18 protein-coding genes are annotated in these 16,340 nt (G+C 57.0%); 1 reads left to right on the forward strand and 17 read right to left on the reverse strand.

Annotation, left to right across the window (positions count from 1 at the left end; genetic code table 11):
• Positions 1–244: 244 nt before the first annotated feature.
• From yajC to ruvC, 4 genes are all read right to left on the reverse strand, one after another.
• Complete coding sequence (gene yajC / locus I6J19_RS08515) at positions 245–709, reverse strand: preprotein translocase subunit YajC (protein WP_038628871.1); 465 nt, start codon at positions 707–709, stop codon at positions 245–247.
• 66 nt (positions 710–775) lie between these two features.
• Entirely contained in the window at positions 776–1,888 is a 1,113-nt protein-coding gene (gene ruvB / locus I6J19_RS08520) for a Holliday junction branch migration DNA helicase RuvB (protein ID WP_016422683.1), read from the reverse strand.
• A 66-nt stretch (positions 1,889–1,954) separates the two neighbouring features.
• Positions 1,955–2,575 carry a Holliday junction branch migration protein RuvA gene (gene ruvA, locus I6J19_RS08525; protein ID WP_038628870.1) on the reverse strand — a complete coding sequence of 207 codons (621 nt, stop codon included), beginning with the start codon at positions 2,573–2,575 and terminating at the stop codon, positions 1,955–1,957.
• A gap of 82 nt (positions 2,576–2,657) precedes the next feature.
• Positions 2,658–3,215: a crossover junction endodeoxyribonuclease RuvC gene (gene ruvC, locus I6J19_RS08530; RefSeq protein WP_016422681.1), complete on the reverse strand. Its 558-nt coding sequence runs from the start codon at positions 3,213–3,215 to the stop codon at positions 2,658–2,660.
• Between the two features lie 115 nt (positions 3,216–3,330).
• Between ruvC and I6J19_RS08535 the strand changes: the two genes are divergently transcribed.
• Positions 3,331–3,795, forward strand: coding sequence for a DUF3817 domain-containing protein (locus tag I6J19_RS08535; RefSeq protein WP_038628868.1), 465 nt, complete (start codon positions 3,331–3,333; stop codon positions 3,793–3,795).
• A gap of 156 nt (positions 3,796–3,951) precedes the next feature.
• On the opposite strand, the gene I6J19_RS08540 is transcribed toward I6J19_RS08535, so the two are convergent.
• The 13 genes from I6J19_RS08540 to I6J19_RS08600 all read right to left on the reverse strand — a co-directional run bounded on the left by I6J19_RS08540 (position 3,952) and on the right by I6J19_RS08600 (position 16,294).
• Positions 3,952–4,704 carry a YebC/PmpR family DNA-binding transcriptional regulator gene (locus tag I6J19_RS08540; RefSeq protein ID WP_005511479.1) on the reverse strand — a complete coding sequence of 251 codons (753 nt, stop codon included), beginning with the start codon at positions 4,702–4,704 and terminating at the stop codon, positions 3,952–3,954.
• Between the two features lie 79 nt (positions 4,705–4,783).
• Complete coding sequence (pdxT, locus tag I6J19_RS08545) at positions 4,784–5,404, reverse strand: pyridoxal 5'-phosphate synthase glutaminase subunit PdxT (RefSeq protein ID WP_016422679.1); 621 nt, start codon at positions 5,402–5,404, stop codon at positions 4,784–4,786.
• Positions 5,404–6,282, reverse strand: coding sequence for an acyl-CoA thioesterase (locus I6J19_RS08550; RefSeq protein ID WP_016422678.1), 879 nt, complete (start codon positions 6,280–6,282; stop codon positions 5,404–5,406). The genes pdxT and I6J19_RS08550 overlap by 1 nt, the downstream gene beginning before the upstream one ends.
• A gap of 2 nt (positions 6,283–6,284) precedes the next feature.
• Entirely contained in the window at positions 6,285–7,124 is an 840-nt protein-coding gene (gene pdxS / locus I6J19_RS08555; RefSeq protein ID WP_231367223.1) for a pyridoxal 5'-phosphate synthase lyase subunit PdxS, read from the reverse strand.
• A 202-nt stretch (positions 7,125–7,326) separates the two neighbouring features.
• Positions 7,327–7,830, reverse strand: coding sequence for a hypothetical protein (locus I6J19_RS08560; RefSeq protein ID WP_016422677.1), 504 nt, complete (start codon positions 7,828–7,830; stop codon positions 7,327–7,329).
• A 53-nt stretch (positions 7,831–7,883) separates the two neighbouring features.
• Positions 7,884–9,026: a glycosyltransferase family 4 protein gene (locus I6J19_RS08565; protein WP_038628866.1), complete on the reverse strand. Its 1,143-nt coding sequence runs from the start codon at positions 9,024–9,026 to the stop codon at positions 7,884–7,886.
• A gap of 2 nt (positions 9,027–9,028) precedes the next feature.
• Positions 9,029–9,931, reverse strand: a complete 903-nt coding sequence (locus I6J19_RS08570) for a phosphatidylinositol mannoside acyltransferase (protein ID WP_070432220.1) — start codon at positions 9,929–9,931, stop codon at positions 9,029–9,031.
• 11 nt (positions 9,932–9,942) lie between these two features.
• On the reverse strand, positions 9,943–10,644 hold the full coding sequence (gene pgsA, locus I6J19_RS08575) for a phosphatidylinositol phosphate synthase (RefSeq protein WP_016422674.1): 702 nt from the start codon (positions 10,642–10,644) through the stop codon (positions 9,943–9,945).
• Positions 10,638–11,273, reverse strand: coding sequence for an ATP adenylyltransferase (locus I6J19_RS08580; protein WP_042388668.1), 636 nt, complete (start codon positions 11,271–11,273; stop codon positions 10,638–10,640). The genes pgsA and I6J19_RS08580 overlap by 7 nt, the downstream gene beginning before the upstream one ends.
• A gap of 150 nt (positions 11,274–11,423) precedes the next feature.
• Positions 11,424–13,418, reverse strand: a complete 1,995-nt coding sequence (gene thrS / locus I6J19_RS08585; protein WP_222867254.1) for a threonine--tRNA ligase — start codon at positions 13,416–13,418, stop codon at positions 11,424–11,426.
• A gap of 159 nt (positions 13,419–13,577) precedes the next feature.
• Positions 13,578–14,804, reverse strand: coding sequence for a Dyp-type peroxidase (locus tag I6J19_RS08590; RefSeq protein ID WP_038628860.1), 1,227 nt, complete (start codon positions 14,802–14,804; stop codon positions 13,578–13,580).
• A gap of 286 nt (positions 14,805–15,090) precedes the next feature.
• On the reverse strand, positions 15,091–15,699 hold the full coding sequence (locus I6J19_RS08595) for a copper chaperone PCu(A)C (protein WP_016422670.1): 609 nt from the start codon (positions 15,697–15,699) through the stop codon (positions 15,091–15,093).
• A gap of 4 nt (positions 15,700–15,703) precedes the next feature.
• Positions 15,704–16,294, reverse strand: a complete 591-nt coding sequence (locus tag I6J19_RS08600; protein ID WP_016422669.1) for a copper resistance CopC family protein — start codon at positions 16,292–16,294, stop codon at positions 15,704–15,706.
• Positions 16,295–16,340: the final 46 nt, after the last annotated feature.

Consider the following 16,340-nt stretch of genomic DNA (forward strand, 5'->3'; position numbering starts at 1 on the left):
ACCACACCGCGAACTCGCGCGATACCAGGCAGGGGCATTGCGGGCGTCGCTAAGCAAAGCTATAAACACCAACCGCTCGAGAATAACCGATTTAGCGGCCTGCGCCGGTTTTGACTTGTACCTATTTAGTGAAAATCTTGCCCACGCTTGCCGACGGCGAAACCTGGGGCGCGCCCGTAGCCCCACGGCGCACGCTACAGCTTGGATGCATGCAAACCGGCAGGGCGTGGGCGTACGAAAACTGCTACTGCTTCTCGGTGGAAGTGGATCCGTCTGGATCCGAGGTATCCGGATTACTCGGGGTATTCGGGTTCTCGACCTGCTCATTGATGTCCGAAGCTTTATTGTCAGCCGGGCCGTGGCCGGTGATTTCTTGAACATCGCCGACGTGGTCATCTGGCGCATCGGAAACACGGCCACGTCGATCACGGTGAGCGTAGCTAGCTCCGGTACCGGTGGTGAGGTTGCGGGCAATGGCACCCTTTTCCCAACGGGTCACGATGCCGTCAGCGATGATTAGGTCGACGGTTGTTTCGGTCGCATCAACGACCACACCATGCATACCGGAACCGGTGATGACCTCCGCGCCCGGGGCCAACTTATCCTGCATGTCCCGGATGGTGCGCACCTGCTTGTTCTGCTTGATGATCTGCCAAATTGGCAGCGCCAGGAACAAGAAAATAAGTAGGAGGAGAATAGTTTGATTCATGTCTGCCGAGTTTAACGAATTGCCAGCTAGCAATTCCACACTGACCCGGGCGGGTCGATGAGAAAGCTATTCTCCGATAGTTCCCTCCGGGGGCTGCAGCCCCAAGTGCCGCCATGCTCGGGCAGTTGCCACGCGTCCGCGCGATGTACGTGCAATCATCCCGGCACGGACCAGGTAGGGCTCGCACACTTCTTCCACAGTCGAGGGCTCCTCACCCACTGCCAACGCCAGGGAATTCACGCCCACAGGGCCGCCACCGTGCCCCTTGACCAGGGCCGTCAGCACTGCCCGATCCAGACGGTCGAGCCCCAGCTCATCGACATCGAAGACAATCAATGCCGCCTTGGCCGCACCAAGATCAATAACGCCACCGGAGTGGACATCGGCGAAATCGCGGACGCGACGCAGCAGGCGGTTGGCAATTCGCGGTGTACCGCGCGAACGCGACGCAATCTCCACTGCAGCCTCCGGGCTGATGTCTACCCCGAGGATCCCAGCGGCACGGGTAACCACCTTTGTCAGATCTTCGACCTCATAGAACTCCATCTGCGCGGTAAAACCAAAGCGGTCACGCAGTGGGCCAGTCAGCATACCCGAGCGCGTCGTCGCACCGACCAACGTGAATGGTGGAATCTCGAGTGGAATCGACGTAGCTCCAGGCCCTTTGCCTACGATGACATCAATACGGAAATCTTCCATTGCCATGTACAGCATTTCTTCCACTGGCCTGGCAATGCGGTGAATCTCATCGATAAACAGGACATCACCCTCGAGCAGGTTCGACAGCATTGCTGCCAAATCGCCAGCGCGAATAAGCGCCGGACCGGAGGTCATTCGCAGGGAGCTCCCCATCTCCTGCGCAATAATCATGGCCATGGTGGTCTTACCCAGCCCGGGAGGTCCCGACAACAGAATGTGGTCCGGAGTCACATTTCGCCCCCGTGCCCCGGAAAGCACTAAATCCAGCTGTTCGCGGACCTTGGGTTGGCCGATGAACTCCCCTAACGACTTTGGTCGCAGGTTCGATTCCGCATCGGCTTCCTCGACCTGAGCGCGGGCATCGACATCACGTTGTACACCATTTCCACCACCGCCAAAATGGTCGTTGGCTTCCCCACCTAAAGAGTCCCTGAAGGGATTGCCCGACACGTTAAACTCCGTGCGCTCGATATCGCTCATAGTCCCCTCATCCTAGTGCACTGCCAATTTTCATCATCAATGTAGCTGCAGGTCCTCGACCTGGATTTACTTGTCACCCAATGTCTTTAGCGCCGCCTTCAGCGCCATTGAAGTATCCAAGGTCGGATCAATCCGAACAACGGTCTCCGCTGCCTCATTCGCGTCAACTTCCGGGAACCCAAGCCCGACCAAAGCACCAACGACCTGATCCAGATCTGCCTTCAAAACAAGGCCAGGTGCTGCTCCGTTTGCAGCTTCCTCCGGCGGCGATACCGCCCTGTCCGCGAAAACCTCGACCTTATCCTTCAATTCAACCAACAGGCGCTCCGCCAATCGCTTGCCGACGCCGTTAGCTGCTTGCAAGGCCTTCGCATTCTTTGAGGCGACCGCATTGGCAATCTCCGCCGGCGACAGTACCGAAAGAACAGACATCGCGACCTTTGGCCCCACCGTCGAGACAGTGCGCAGGAGCGCAAACATCTCACGTTCCTGTGAATTGGCAAAACCAAAGAGCGTAATCGCGTCTTCACGAACCGCCATTGTGGTCAACATAAAAGTCTGCTCATGCCTCACCAACTGGGAAGCTAGCCTGCCTGTAATGGTGACCAAATGCCCGACACCACCGCACTCGATAACGCAATAGTCCGCACCGAGGTCGATAACTTCACCGCGAAGAGATGCAATCACTTCTCACAATTCCTTTCACTACGGCTTCCCTGAAGACACCGCGATAAACGCCGAACTCACAAGTGTTCTCTAGCAAGCTCCCCTACCGCGAGGGATTCTCACGGCGAGAAAGCTCCAACTCCCGCTCCTCGTGCTGCTTCGCAAGCGCAGCCAAGGTGTCGCGCTGGCGTTGCAGAACCGGACCACGCCAACAGTGGCAGATAGCGATAGCCAAAGCATCCGCTGCATCTGCAGGTTTTGGCGGAGTTTCCAACCCAAGGATTCTCGTCACCATCATGGTCATCTGCTTCTTATCAGCTCGACCGTTGCCGGTGAGCGCCTTCTTTACCTCCGATGGCGTGTACATATGCACTTCCAAGCCGCGTCTCGCCGCAGCGAGGACAAGGACACCAACCGCGTGCGCCGTCTGCATCACGGTGGACACGTTGCCGCGTTCGAATACCCGTTCCATCGCAACCACGTCCGGCTCGTACTCATCCATCCACTGCTCCACGGCATTGGAAAGCCGTAAAAGACGATCCTCCAACGACGCCGTGGTTGGTGTGCGGGCGACCCCCACAGCAATGGGAATGACTTTCCTGCCCTGAGTACCTTCCGCAATGGAGAGACCACAACGAGTAAGGCCAGGGTCGATGCCCATCACCCGCAGAGATCCAGCTCGATAATTCACTCCTCCACTAATACCATATTTCGAACAGCTGTTTGTATCGTAGCTAGAAGGAGTACCAACCGTTGGTTCTGATACGTTTAACACCATGAATTCACCGAAGAAGCTCTACGGCGTTCTCGCTGCAGCTGAAATGGTCACGTGGGCTCTGCTGCTTTTAGGCCTGGCGCTGAAGTACCTGTTCAAAGTCACTGACGCCGCCACCACTATCTTCGGCACCATCCACGGCTTTACGTTCCTGTGCTACGTAGTCACCACCATCATGGTGTGGATCAACCAGCAGTGGAGCTTTGGCCGCGGTGTCATCGGCCTCGCCTCTTCTATCATTCCATTCGCAACCTATCCGTTTGAACGAAACACCCTGAAGGCAGGCCTTCTGGATCGGCCCTGGCGCTTTACCGACGAATCCGAGGAGCCACAGGGCATATTCGAGTGGGCACTCGCCATGATTATTCGTCGCCCCTTTATCTCGGCGTTCGTCATCTTGATTGTTCTCGCGGTGGTCTTCACACTGTTGCTGATGGCCGGACCTCCGACTCAGTGGTTCTCCTAGGACGCCCATAAAAAAACCAATCCCCATCGGACTGCTTTCCGATGGGGACTTCCTGTTGACACCAGCTCGCCGAGCAATTCAGCGTTGCCGACTGCCCTACCACGGGCACCCTTTAACGCCGAGAAGCCAGTCAGCAGAACCGTCGACAAAAAACGCCTAGTCGTCGAGTTCGGCGATGACCTCGTCGCTGATGTCGGCGTTCGAGTAGACGTTCTGCACGTCGTCGGACTCTTCGAGAGCGTCAATCAGACGGAAGAGCTTGCGTGCGCCGTCAGCATCGAGAGCGACTGTGGTAGAAGCGCGGTAGTCCTGATCTGCGGAGTCGTACTCCATTTCGGCATCGACAAGAGCGGTGCGGACATTCATCAGATCGGTAAAGGCGGAGACAACCTCGAACTTTTCACCCAGGTCGTTGACTTCCTCTGCACCGGCATCGAGAACCGCCATGAGCAGGTCATCCTCGGTCAGCTCGCCCTTCGGCAACTCGACGACACCCTTCTTTTCGAAGAGGTACGCCACGGCGCCGTTGTCCGCCATGTTGCCGTTGTTCTTGTTGAACGCCGAGCGCACATCGGAAGCAGCACGGTTACGGTTATCCGTCAGGCACTCCACAATCAAAGCGACGCCACCAGGTGCATAGCCTTCGTAGACAATGGTCTCCCAGTCAGCACCGCCGGACTCCTCGCCGGAACCACGCTTGCGGGCACGCTCAATGTTGTCGTTGGGAACCGAGGCCTTCTTGGCCTTCTTGATCATGTCATCGAGGGTGGGGTTACCAGCAGGATCACCGCCGCCGGTACGAGCCGCGACCTCGATGTTCTTGATCATCTTTGCCCACTCTTTGGCGCGCTTGGCGTCATTAGCAGCTTTCTTGTGCTTTGTGGTTGCCCATTTTGAATGACCCGACATGTGCTAGTTCCTACCAATCCTCTCGTCAATACCCATATAGCTGGGAATTAGTCAGGTGTTCATTATACAAACTGGGGATTTAAATTCCGACAAGCTCTCGCAAAAAGAACTCGTGGAGCCGAGTCTCCCCCGTCGACTCCGGGTGAAAGCTGGTGGCCATCGCAGCCCCCTGCCGTACTCCGACCACTGTACCGGCGGTCTCTCCAGCCGATTCTGGCACCCGCGCTAGCACCTCAACGTCGTCGCCGACACGCTCGACCCATGGGGCGCGAATAAAGGCGGCGTGCACAGACGACTGGTCACCACCAATCGCCAGCTGCGGGATATCCAAGTCAGTTTCAAAGGAATCCACCTGACGGCCAAATGCGTTACGACGGACCGTGATGTCAATCGCTCGCAGGTTTACGGCATCCGGACGGGTATCGAGCACTTCGTCGGCAAGCAAAATCATGCCTGCGCAGGTGCCATATGCCGGAAGGCCATCGCGGAGAGCTTCCCGCAGCGGGCCTTCAAGCTCATTGAAGACCATCAACTTGCTCATGGTCGTGGACTCGCCGCCGGGCAAAATTAAGCCGCTAAGTCCCTCCAGGTCACGGGGCAAGCGCACCTTTCGGTGCGGGACGCCGAGCTGGTCAAGGACATATCCGTGTTCGGCAACGTTGCCCTGAAGAGCGAGGATACCGATTGTTTCCTGTGTCATTAATCTAGGTTCTCACTGCGAGCATCGAAGTTCGTCGCCACTGGCACGGGCTCGACACCCGGGGCCAGGCTTCGGGTCAGCCCTTCCTGCGTGACGACGGCCACGAGCTCGCCCTTTTGGTTAAAAATGCGACCGTGAGTCAGTGCGCGACCCGCATGCGCTGATGGTGAAATCTGGTCGTAGAGCAGCCATTCATCCGCACGGAACGGACGCATAAACCACATCGCGTGGTCGAGGCTGGCTTCCTGGACCTCAACGCCTGGATGCGGAACGAGTGCCGATGACAGCAAAGTCATATCCGACATGTACGCCAGCGTGCAGACGTGGAAGGTCTCGTTATCCGGCAGGCGATCCTTGCACCGGAACCACACCAGCTGCTGAGACGGGGTGTATTTGTTGTGTTCGAACTGATCATCCGGCACTACCCGGATATCCCAGTCCGCCCACTCGCGCATTAGTAGACGACGTGTGTTCGTCATCTCAGAGGTGTCGGTGACCACATCTTCAGGATCTGGCACCTTGCGCATCACGTCAGAGTGCTCGAGTCCCTCATCCCCCTTACGGTGGAAGCTGACCTGCATGACGAAAATCGTACGGCCATCTTGCACAGCTTCGACGGAACGGTGGCAGAAAGACCGGCCATCGCGAATTCGCTTGACCATGTACACCGTCGGGATATGGGGGCGGCCCGGGCCTACAAAGTAGGCGTGGAGGGAGTTCACCGCGAAGGTATTACCCACCGTGCGCGTCGCCGCGACGAGGGACTGGCCGGCAACTTGGCCACCGAAAGTGCGCTGTAGGATTGACTTAATGACTGGGCCACGGAAAATGTCCCGGTCAATCTGCTCCAGATCTAATACCTCGCGGATGTTAGCCATTTTTACCAGCCACGCTCAGCGAGTCGGTGCGGCTGCGGAATCTCGTCGACGTTGATACCGACCATTGCCTCGCCGAGCCCGCGGGAGACATCAGCGATGACCTTCGGATCATCGTAGTGCTGAGTTGCCTGGACTATAGCCTTGGCGCGCTTCTCCGGATCACCGGACTTGAAGATACCGGAGCCAACAAAGACACCCTCAGCACCGAGCTGCATCATCATTGCAGCGTCAGCCGGCGTTGCAATGCCACCTGCGGTGAAGAGTACGACCGGCAGCTTACCGGTCTCAGCGACCTCGCGTACCAGCTCGTACGGTGCCTGCAGCTCCTTGGCGGCAACGTAGAGCTCGTCCGGAGCCATAGAACGCAGACGGTTAATTTCAGCGCGGATGGTGCGCATGTGAGTCACAGCGTTGGAAACATCACCGGTACCGGCCTCACCCTTCGAGCGAATCATGGCAGCGCCCTCGTTGATGCGGCGCAGAGCCTCACCCAGGTTGGTCGCACCACAGACGAACGGCACGGTGAAGTCGAACTTGTCGATATGGTTCGAGTAATCGGCCGGGGTCAGAACCTCGGACTCGTCAATGAAGTCAACACCGAGGGACTGCAGAACCTGTGCCTCAACAAAGTGGCCGATACGGGCCTTGGCCATAACCGGGATGGAGACGGCATTGATAATGCCCTCGATCATGTCCGGGTCGGACATACGCGACACGCCGCCCTCTGCGCGAATATCGGCGGGGACGCGCTCCAACGCCATCACGGCAGTTGCGCCGGCATCCTCAGCGATCTTGGCCTGCTCCGGAGTAACGACGTCCATAATGACGCCGCCCTTCATCATCTCAGCGAAACCACGCTTCACGCGTGCAGTGCCCTGCCCGGAGTTGTTCTCAACCGTGCTCAACGAACCCTACTTCCCTAATACAACTGGTGAATGTGACTGTTTGTAGTCGTTTAACACTATAACGCCTGGACTAGACAGTGCTGTTCATTGAGTCAGAAAACACGGCGAACTTCCAGCACAACGGCGGGATTTCCCACAATTAAGCTGTTGTCAGTCCATCTGCAACATCGAAATATTCCGGTTCAGGTGCAGTACCCGCCAGCCGCAGCGCGCGCACTAGCGGCCTGGCTCGCAGTGCTTTCGTATCCGTCACCGCATCATTGTAGAAACGGCGGGCGAGCTCGAGCCGCGTGTGGGCGTCAGAAAGCTCAATTGCCATCGTTCGGTCCACAGGCTGTTCCTCATAGAGCGCCACAATTTTCCTAGTCAGTTCGTTTTCCACGTCAGCGCGCTGTCCAGTGTTGTTGGCTCGAAGTGGTGTGGCTTCCACCTTCGTCACTACGCCGGCGAGTTCCGGGTAGGCGGCACGAGCGACTGCAGCCCTTCGCCCCAACGCCGCTTCCAGTGAGGAACGCGCCAAGTCGGTGCGAATGTGCATACGGTTCAAACGCGTCGCTGTCGATGAAGCCACCAAACCGCTAACGAGTACGACAATCAGCGCAATGACCAGGACAACGACCCAGATTGGAACGGTTACGTCCACCGAAAACCCACTTTCACTCCGCTGCGTTTAATCAGCTGCCACGACGGAAATCTTTATGGCGCAATGACGACCTTTTCGCCATCCATGCGCACCGTATCGTACACACGCAGAACGCCGTCGGCGACCTGCGACCAGTCATATTCCCAAGCCCGTTTATGCCCGAGTGCGCGAAGCTCCTCCCCCAACTTTGGCTGCGTCAAAAGGCGTACGACTGCATCCGCAAGGTCTACGGAGTTACCGTTTTCAAAGTGAAGCCCGTAATGGCCGTCGTCAAGCACGAGTTTGAACGCATCGATGTCGCTGGAGATCACCGGCGCACCCGCCGCCATCGCCTCTACCAGCACGATGCCGAAACTCTCCCCACCACGCTGTGGGGCAATGTACGCATCCGCATCGGCGAGTATTGACGCCTTAGCATCCTCCGAGAGTCTGCCGACGAAATGCAGGACATCTGCGTTTCTGCCCGCTTTACGACGAGCTGCCGCGACATCACCATCACCAACGACACAGACCTCAAGCTGTGGAATCTCCGCACGTATTGCTGGCAGCGCGTCGAGCAGAACGTCAAAGCCCTTGCGAGATTCGTCGAAGCGTCCGAGGAACACAAGCCGATAGAACCCCTCACGCCGCGGCGGGATCTCGGGCAACGATGAGGCGGCCGGACAGGACTCGAAATCTCCAACACGGACACCATTGGGAATGAGTACCGGGTCGCCGCCGAGTTGCTCAACCTGCCAGCGACGTGCCACTTCCGAGACAGCGATGCCTCCCCGAATGCGTTCAAGGTACTTCCGCAAAAATGGCGTGGCCAGCTTCAATGCCAAGGAGTCCGTCGCCGCAGAGTGATAGGTCGCGACAATTGGACCGACCGAGTTTACTAACGACAACATTGAAAAACTGGGCGAATTCGGCTCATGGATATGAAGAATGTCAAAGCTACCTTCCTCAATCCATGTGCGGACTCGACGGCTCGTGCGGGGACCAAAAGACAGCCGAGCGACCGAGCCGTTATACGGAATCGGGATGGCGGCACCACCTCGAACAACGAAATCCGGAACGTCCGCCTGCACGCTAGCCGGGCCGATAAGACTGACCTCGTGGCCGCGACGGATGAACTCCTCACACAGGTCAATCGCGTGAGCTTGAACCCCACCTGGGACATCGAACGAGTACGGGCACACCATTCCGATTCGCACGGCTACTTTGACCTCTTCTTATCCGCTGGCCACAGTGGCTGCATCATGTGCCAATCCGCTGGATGCTGGGCAATATCAGATTCAAAAACAGTAGCGATGTCCTGGACAATGTCAGCTAGATTGCGCCCCTCAGTCGGCACGAATGGATGCGCTACAAAACGCCAGCCATCGCGCGTGTAGGACAGGCCCGCGGGCATAAGCCGAGCGCCGGTGTCCAGTGCCAGCTTTGCTGCACCGACCGGCATGGTAGTCTGCTCGCCGAAAAAAGTGACCGGGACCCCGTGGCCGCCGAAGTCACGATCAGACAGCAGGCACACAACGCCACCGTCTTCCAATCGCTTCTGCAGTTCCGGCATCGCGGGTTTGCCACCGGTAAGCGGGAGAATGCGGAATCCGAGGGATTCGCGGTACTCCACGAAAGCGTCGTAAAGCACTTCTGGCTTCAGCCGTTCCGCCACGGTACTGAACCGGCCATGCCGGGAAACGAGCCACATACCTGCCATATCCCAGTTACCAGAATGCGGCAGCGGGATGACGATGGAATCTCCTGCCTCGAGGGCCTCAGCAACTCGTTCGAGTCCATCGCTGGTGGACTCGACTGTGTCTGCCAACTCTGGCGACGCGATGGAGGGCAACCGGAATGCCTCCACCCAATAACGTAGATAGGAACGCATGGAAGCCCGAATAAGACCTTGCGGCACTTCCTCAGGTGGGCAGCCCATAACGCGAGCCAAGTTCTTGCGAAGCTGGCGGGTAGTCGCGGGATTTGCTGCTACACGATCGGCGGCTATGTTGCCGATACGGTAGGCCACGCGTTCCGGCAGCAGACCAAAAATCTTCCACCCGGCCATATAGCCGAGCGCAACGAAATCATTTTTAGAGCGAGGCAGGAAGAAACTAGTCATTGTATCCTCCTTTAGTTGTAGGAATCAGCCGAACCCGTGGACTTCGGAGCAGAGTCAGGGTTAATAGATGAACTATCAGCTGCGCCTTCTGGCGGGGCGATGGGATCCAACGCTCCTGGCTGCTTAGCCACCATGTACAAGCGCTGGACGACGGTGAATACCGACCCAATCGCCAGGAGCCACATCGCGACGTAGAGGACATAGTCCACGCCAAGCCCCTGGAGCCCAATGCCGATTAGACCGATAATCAGGCGCTCCGCACGTTCGACGAGACCACCGTTGACCTTAAGGGCGCTGGCCTCTGCCCGAGCCTTAACGTAGGAAATGACCTGGGAAGACCCCATGGTAATCAGTGTCAGAATAAGCAGCACTGGATCCGCGTCATGGTGATACACCACCCAATACGCTATCGCCCCGAACAGTGCAGCATCAGTAATGCGGTCACAGGAAGCATCCAGCGTCGCTCCGTATTTCGTTCCCTGCCCTCGAAGTCTGGCCATCGTGCCATCGAGCAGGTCAAAAGCTGTGAAAATAGCGATTGAAACCGCAGCTGCAAAAAGATGGTTGGTAGGAATCAGGATTACCGCAAGCAGAACGGAAACTGCAGTTCCCACCAGGGTGACCGTGTTCGGGCTAATCCCGACCCGCAAAAGTGCAGCGGCTACCGGTTCAACTACTGGGCGGATTGGAGCCCTGCCACGGACACTCAGCATGCTGCCCCATCCTCCTGATTGAGGGCACGCCAGCCGTCGGCAAGCAATTCGCGCGTCTGACGAAGCGCCTGCGGTAGCACCTTGGTGCCGTCGATCACGGTCATGAAATTGCTGTCGCCGGACCAGCGCGGCACAACGTGCATGTGCAGGTGGTCAGCAACCGAACCGCCGGAGGCCTTGCCCAAGTTGAAACCTACGTTGACGGCGTGCGGACGCGAAACCGATTTGAGAGTACGAACCGCATGCTTGGCAAACCGCATCATCTCGGCCGTTTCTTCGTCGGTCAAGTCCTCAAGGTTGGCGACTTCGCGATATGGAACCACCATGAGGTGCCCTGGGTTGTACGGGAACAGATTCAGAACGGCGTACACCCACTCGCCGCGAGCGATAATGAGTGCTTCCTCATCGCTTTGCTTCGGCAAATCAACGAAGGGGTTACGGGATGGCTTGGAGTTATGCACACCACGCTTGACGATGTAGTCCAGCCGGTACGGTGCCCATAAGCGCGTGAGCCGATCCGGTTCGCCGTAACCGCTGTCGACGTATACGCCATCAGACGATTCCTGCTGGCCGGCATTGCCCTGCTGCTGCGGAGGCAACTCTTCACTTCCCGACTGATTCACTGCCATCCCCTTCGTTGCGTAACCGGGCCCCATTCGAGCCCCGACCACATATGTTTCTCTGCTGTAGTTTACGACCTCGCGGTCAACTTCTTTGGATTACCACGCGTGGTTCACCAGTTAAAACAACGCGGTCGAATAAGAGAGCGTTAGCGACCTCTAGAGAGCAGAGACATTCTCCTTGTTCGGCTGTTCGTTATTCCGCGAAGCAACCCAATCACAGATGATGTCCACAGCCTTCTCAACTGCCACCCCGTTAATCTGGGTGCCATCGAGGAACCGGAAGCTGACGGCACCTGCCTCAATGTCGCGGGCACCAGCCAGAATCATGAACGGAACCTTGGCCTGGGTGTGGTTGCGTATCTTCTTCTGCATGCGGTCATCCGACGTATCCACGTGGACGCGGATGCCACGAGACTTCAGCTGTGCAGCAAAGTCCTCCAGGTGCGGGATACAGTCATCCGCAACCGGGATACCAACAACCTGTTCCGGCGCCAGCCAGGCGGGGAAAGCACCCGCGTAGTGCTCCAATAGGACGCCAAAGAAACGTTCGATGGAGCCGAACAGCGCACGGTGGATCATAATCGGGCGCTTCTTGGTGCCGTCAGGTGCGGTGTACTCGAGCTCGAAGCGCTCCGGCAGGTTGAAGTCGAGCTGAACGGTCGACATCTGCCAGGTGCGGCCGATGGCATCGCGGGCTTGGACGGAAATCTTCGGGCCATAGAAAGCGGCTCCGCCCGGATCAGGAACGAGCTCGAGGCCAGAAGCATCGGCAACGCGCTGGAGAATTGCCGTGGACTTCTCCCAAATTTCATCCGAGCCGACGAACTTCTTTTCGTCCTTCGTAGACAGTTCCAGGTAGAAGTCATCCAGGCCGTAGTCACGAAGAAGCGAAATGATGAAGTCGAGGACACTAGTGAGCTCTTCTTCCAGCTGATCCTCGGTGCAGTAGATGTGGGCGTCGTCCTGCGTAAAGCCACGGGCTCGGGTCAGACCGTGGATAACACCCGATTTCTCGTAGCGGTAGACGGTGCCGAACTCGAACATACGAATCGGAAGTTCACGGTAGCTGCGACCACGCGATGCAAAAATGAGATTATGCATCGGGCAGTTCATCGGCTTGACGTAGTAGTCCTGCGGAGCCTTGGTGCAGTTGCCGTGTTCGTCATATTCGCCGTCGAGCTGCATCGGCGGGAACATGCCATCCGCGTAGAAGTCCAGGTGACCGGACTTCTTGAACAAGTCGCCCTTGGTTACGTGCGGGGTGTTCACAAAGTCATAGCCCGCTTCGATATGACGGCGACGGGAATGCTGCTCCATCTCGTTGCGGATGATGCCGCCCTTGACATGGAATACCGGGAAACCAGAACCAATCTCATCTGGGAAGCTGAACAGATCCAGCTCAGAGCCCAAGCGGCGGTGATCGCGCTTCTCAGCCTCGAGCATGCGGTCAAGGTACTCATCTAGCGCTTCCTTGGACTCCCACGCAGTGCCGTAAACACGCTGCAGGTTATCGCGAGACTGGTCACCACGCCAGTACGCAGCGGAAGAACGCGTGATCTTAAAAGCAGGGATGTAGCGGGTGGTCGGTACGTGCGGGCCGCGGCAAAGATCAAACCACTCGGTCTCACCGGTACGCGGATTGACGTTGCGGTATCCGGTCAAGGTCGTGCCTGCACCACCGACGTCGACATTGGCCTCATCATCTTCGGACACCTTGCCGGCCGACTTTTCAACAATCAGCTCGAGCTTATACGGCTCGTCGGCAAGCGCTTCCTGCGCCTCATCAGCAGACTCGAACGCGAAGCGTTCGAACCGCTGACCAGACTTGATGATCTTCTTCATACGCTTTTCGATGCGCTTGAGATCCTCCGGCGAGAAAGGCTCATCGACACGGAAGTCGTAGTAGAAACCATTGTCGATGGCAGGGCCGATGCCCAGCTTCGTCCCAGGGAACTCCAACTGCACGGCCTGAGCCATCACGTGAGTCGCAGAGTGGCGAATGACATCACGACCGTCCGGAGTATTCGCCGGAACGGGCTCGAAGACGGTTTCCACTTCTGGCTTAAAGGACAGATCCTTCAAATTGCCTTCAGGATCGCGGACACAAACGATGGCGTCAACGCCCTTGTTCGGGAAACCCAGGTCTCTCATCGCCTCGCCCGCAGAAACTCCTACGGGCACGGAAAACGGTGCTGGGGTTGCAAATTCTTCTGACACGGCGTGCGTGTACTCCTTTTCAAAGTGTCTTCGAAAATCACATACCTGGTGACCTTCGTCAGTCGTTCACACACTTTACCGCACGGTCAAAACTCAGGCCTCGAAAAGGTCCTGCGCCCAGTACTCCTCCTCAGAAGTTCCTCGCGGCATAACAAACACGGCGGATCCAATGTGGAAAATCCACTGATTGAGACGGTCGTTCTTGGACAGCCGCTCCTGAATCGGATTGAACTGCTCCAACGGGTCCTTCTGGAAACAAATGAATACCAGGCCGGTGTTGGTCTCGAATCGACCATTCGGTTCCGGTGGCAGGTCATAGTTGTAGACCCGTCGCAGAATCCGCTGATTAGGTTTCTCCTTCGGAGGCATGGACAGTGCAACATGGCTGTTCGGATCCGTCAGAGGCAGACCATATTCATCAGTCTTCGCCAGGTCGACGGTCTCAAACTCGTCCTTACCTCCAATTGGCGCACCGGTGCCGATATCTCGGCCGGTAATAACAGTGCGGCTTTCGCGGTCCAAGACATCCCAGCCTGGAATATCCATTTCGATACGGCGGACAACCATCGCTGTACCGCCCCGCAACCAATCCGGGCCACTGTCAATCCACACTTGCTTGTCGAATTCTTCACGAGTGCGCGGGTTGACCGTACCGTCCTTCTGACCGAAGAGATTGCGCGGGGTCTCGCCTTCCTGCCTAGAACCATTGGCGTGCTGGAAGCCAGCTTGCACCCAATGGACGTCCAAATAAGAGCCCGAATTTCGGATCATCATTCGGGCCGCGTGGGAGACCATTACCGGGTCATCCGCACAAATCTGCAGGCACAGGTCTCCACCGTTCCACTCCGGGCGGAGCTCATCGTTAACGTACTTTGGCAGATCCTCCAGCCACTCGGGCTTCTGGTCTTCCCTATCGATGATTGTGAAGAAGTTTTCCCCATATCCAACTGTGATAGTCAGATTGGCCGGACTCCCCATGAGCTCAGGCTCCAAGTCCGTTCGAGTAGCCTTGCCAGCTGTCATTCGGCGAGCGTCATCGGTCCAGGCACGCATGAGGTTTTGGAGACGATTGCGATTAACCCCCTTCTTTACGTTGAAGGCTATTAGCCATAGATTCGCCTGTGCGGGCGTCGCAATCCCCGCCTGATGAGCCCCATCAAAAGGTACGGTTGCTGTCTGCAAAGGCGGTTTCGGCGGCTCTTCCTGTGGACGTTCCAACCCAATCGCCTGGGCTTCCGGCACCCCCAGGGCGAGCGCTGAAGCTCCTGCGGCGGTGCCGAGCCCGCCAAGAAAACGCCTTCTAGAAAAGCCTTCGGACATGTTGTGCACTCTTACCTTTCTGATTACTTCAAACTGGAGCACATAAGGTGGCTGGGAATCCAACGATTTTTCAATGGCTTCAACACAACCACTGGCCTATCCAATTCGACCGTATCGAAAACCTTTTTCGGAAAAAGAAAGGCGCCGGAGTTCGATGCATATGCCGCAATAACCTGCCAACTCCAGCGCTTCTGCCACCATTAGATCCAGTTAATCAATTCCTCGACGTACCTGAGCTCACGCCCGCTTTACGACGAGCCATTGCTTGACCAACTTGTCACAAGAATTAATGGTGCGAGTGATCCATCTCACCGCCGCCCATATGCTCTGGGTTGTTCAGGTCACCGTCATTACCGTAGTCCTCTTCGCCCGCCGGCTGGACACGAACCTCAACGTCCTGGGTGATGCTAGAGCCGTCGGAAAGCTCAATGACGAGCTTGTACTCAGCTCCCACATCCATAGCTTCATCATTGTCCATGATCATGAAGTGAGTGCTACCCGGTTCGAGAACGAGTTCGCCATTAGCCGGAATCGTCAGACCTTCCGGCACCTCGAACATCTTGCCGTCCTTGGTGTCGTGCTGCTCGAACTTCGTGCCCTCCTTCAGCCCCTCAAGCTTGAAGGAGGAAACCTTGATGTCCTTATCGGTGTTGTTGGTCAGCGTACCGAAGATGGCGGTCATGCCCTTGTCAGCCGGCTTTTCCTTGATGTAGGCATCGGCCAGCTGTACAGCAGCATCGCTCTTCTCCATCTCAGAAGTAGCCTCGGTCGCAGCGGAGGTTGCGGACTCAGTCACCTCAGCAGCAGTGTTATCGTCGGATGAGCAACCTGCTAGAGCAAGGGTCAGAGCTGCGGAACCAGCAATCAGTGCAGTTGCAGTGCGATTGAGTTTCATGTGCCTATTTTGCCTTTCGATTAATAACGGTGACGACAGCGGCGATGATGACGATAAGTCCACCACCGAGGCCATAAGCCCATAGCGGTATTGACTTCGTTTCCTCGGCGTGTGCACCGGTTTGACGAGATTCTGCCCCAGCTTCGGCTGCGCCAGCAGCATCCGGATCAGCCACTGAGAAAGAGGTCTTTCCTCGGGTGGAGTGACCATCAGAGGAGGTAATCTGGAAACCAATAATGTAGTTGCCAGGCCCTGGATTAATCTCCTCAGGAATATCCAAAGAGACCTCATTACCCACTACTTCTGGCTCGTGGGAGTACAGGACTTCCTTGGCATCTGCATCACTAATTGCAACGGTGTTGAAGTTGTTCTTGGGGTTGCCGGAGAACTTGAGAGAAACGTGGTGCGGAAATTCATCGAGAACCTGCTTGTCGCCTGGATTCGATGACAGGACGGAATCATGAGCACTCGCAGGGACTGCATTGATAACGGACGCGCCGGCAAAGACCGCAAGCGCCGCAGCGGCGGCTACCGCACGTCGGAAACCCGACTTTGAGAACCGAAACGTTTCGCCTGAAGCGACCCGGGGACTCACTAGAACAGTTCAACTCCTTTAAGCGGGACAGTTCGAGAAGAACAGC

It is taken from the genome of Corynebacterium amycolatum, from assembly GCF_016889425.1.
Classification (GTDB): Bacteria; Actinomycetota; Actinomycetes; order Mycobacteriales; family Mycobacteriaceae; genus Corynebacterium; species Corynebacterium amycolatum.

Coding starts and splice junctions, on each gene's coding strand:
- yajC (WP_038628871.1), bottom strand. CDS start 709: ATGAATCAAACTATTCTCCTCCTACTTATTTTCTTGTTCCTGGCGCTG.
- ruvB (WP_016422683.1), bottom strand. CDS start 1,888: ATGAGCGATATCGAGCGCACGGAGTTTAACGTGTCGGGCAATCCCTTC.
- ruvC (WP_016422681.1), bottom strand. CDS start 3,215: ATGGGCATCGACCCTGGCCTTACTCGTTGTGGTCTCTCCATTGCGGAA.
- I6J19_RS08535 (WP_038628868.1), top strand. CDS start 3,331: ATGAATTCACCGAAGAAGCTCTACGGCGTTCTCGCTGCAGCTGAAATG.
- I6J19_RS08540 (WP_005511479.1), bottom strand. CDS start 4,704: ATGTCGGGTCATTCAAAATGGGCAACCACAAAGCACAAGAAAGCTGCT.
- pdxT (WP_016422679.1), bottom strand. CDS start 5,404: ATGACACAGGAAACAATCGGTATCCTCGCTCTTCAGGGCAACGTTGCC.
- I6J19_RS08550 (WP_016422678.1), bottom strand. CDS start 6,282: ATGGCTAACATCCGCGAGGTATTAGATCTGGAGCAGATTGACCGGGAC.
- pdxS (WP_231367223.1), bottom strand. CDS start 7,124: ATGATGAAGGGCGGCGTCATTATGGACGTCGTTACTCCGGAGCAGGCC.
- I6J19_RS08570 (WP_070432220.1), bottom strand. CDS start 9,931: ATGACTAGTTTCTTCCTGCCTCGCTCTAAAAATGATTTCGTTGCGCTC.
- pgsA (WP_016422674.1), bottom strand. CDS start 10,644: ATGCTGAGTGTCCGTGGCAGGGCTCCAATCCGCCCAGTAGTTGAACCG.
- I6J19_RS08580 (WP_042388668.1), bottom strand. CDS start 11,273: ATGGCAGTGAATCAGTCGGGAAGTGAAGAGTTGCCTCCGCAGCAGCAG.
- thrS (WP_222867254.1), bottom strand. CDS start 13,418: ATGAGAGACCTGGGTTTCCCGAACAAGGGCGTTGACGCCATCGTTTGT.
- I6J19_RS08590 (WP_038628860.1), bottom strand. CDS start 14,804: ATGTCCGAAGGCTTTTCTAGAAGGCGTTTTCTTGGCGGGCTCGGCACC.
- I6J19_RS08595 (WP_016422670.1), bottom strand. CDS start 15,699: ATGAAACTCAATCGCACTGCAACTGCACTGATTGCTGGTTCCGCAGCT.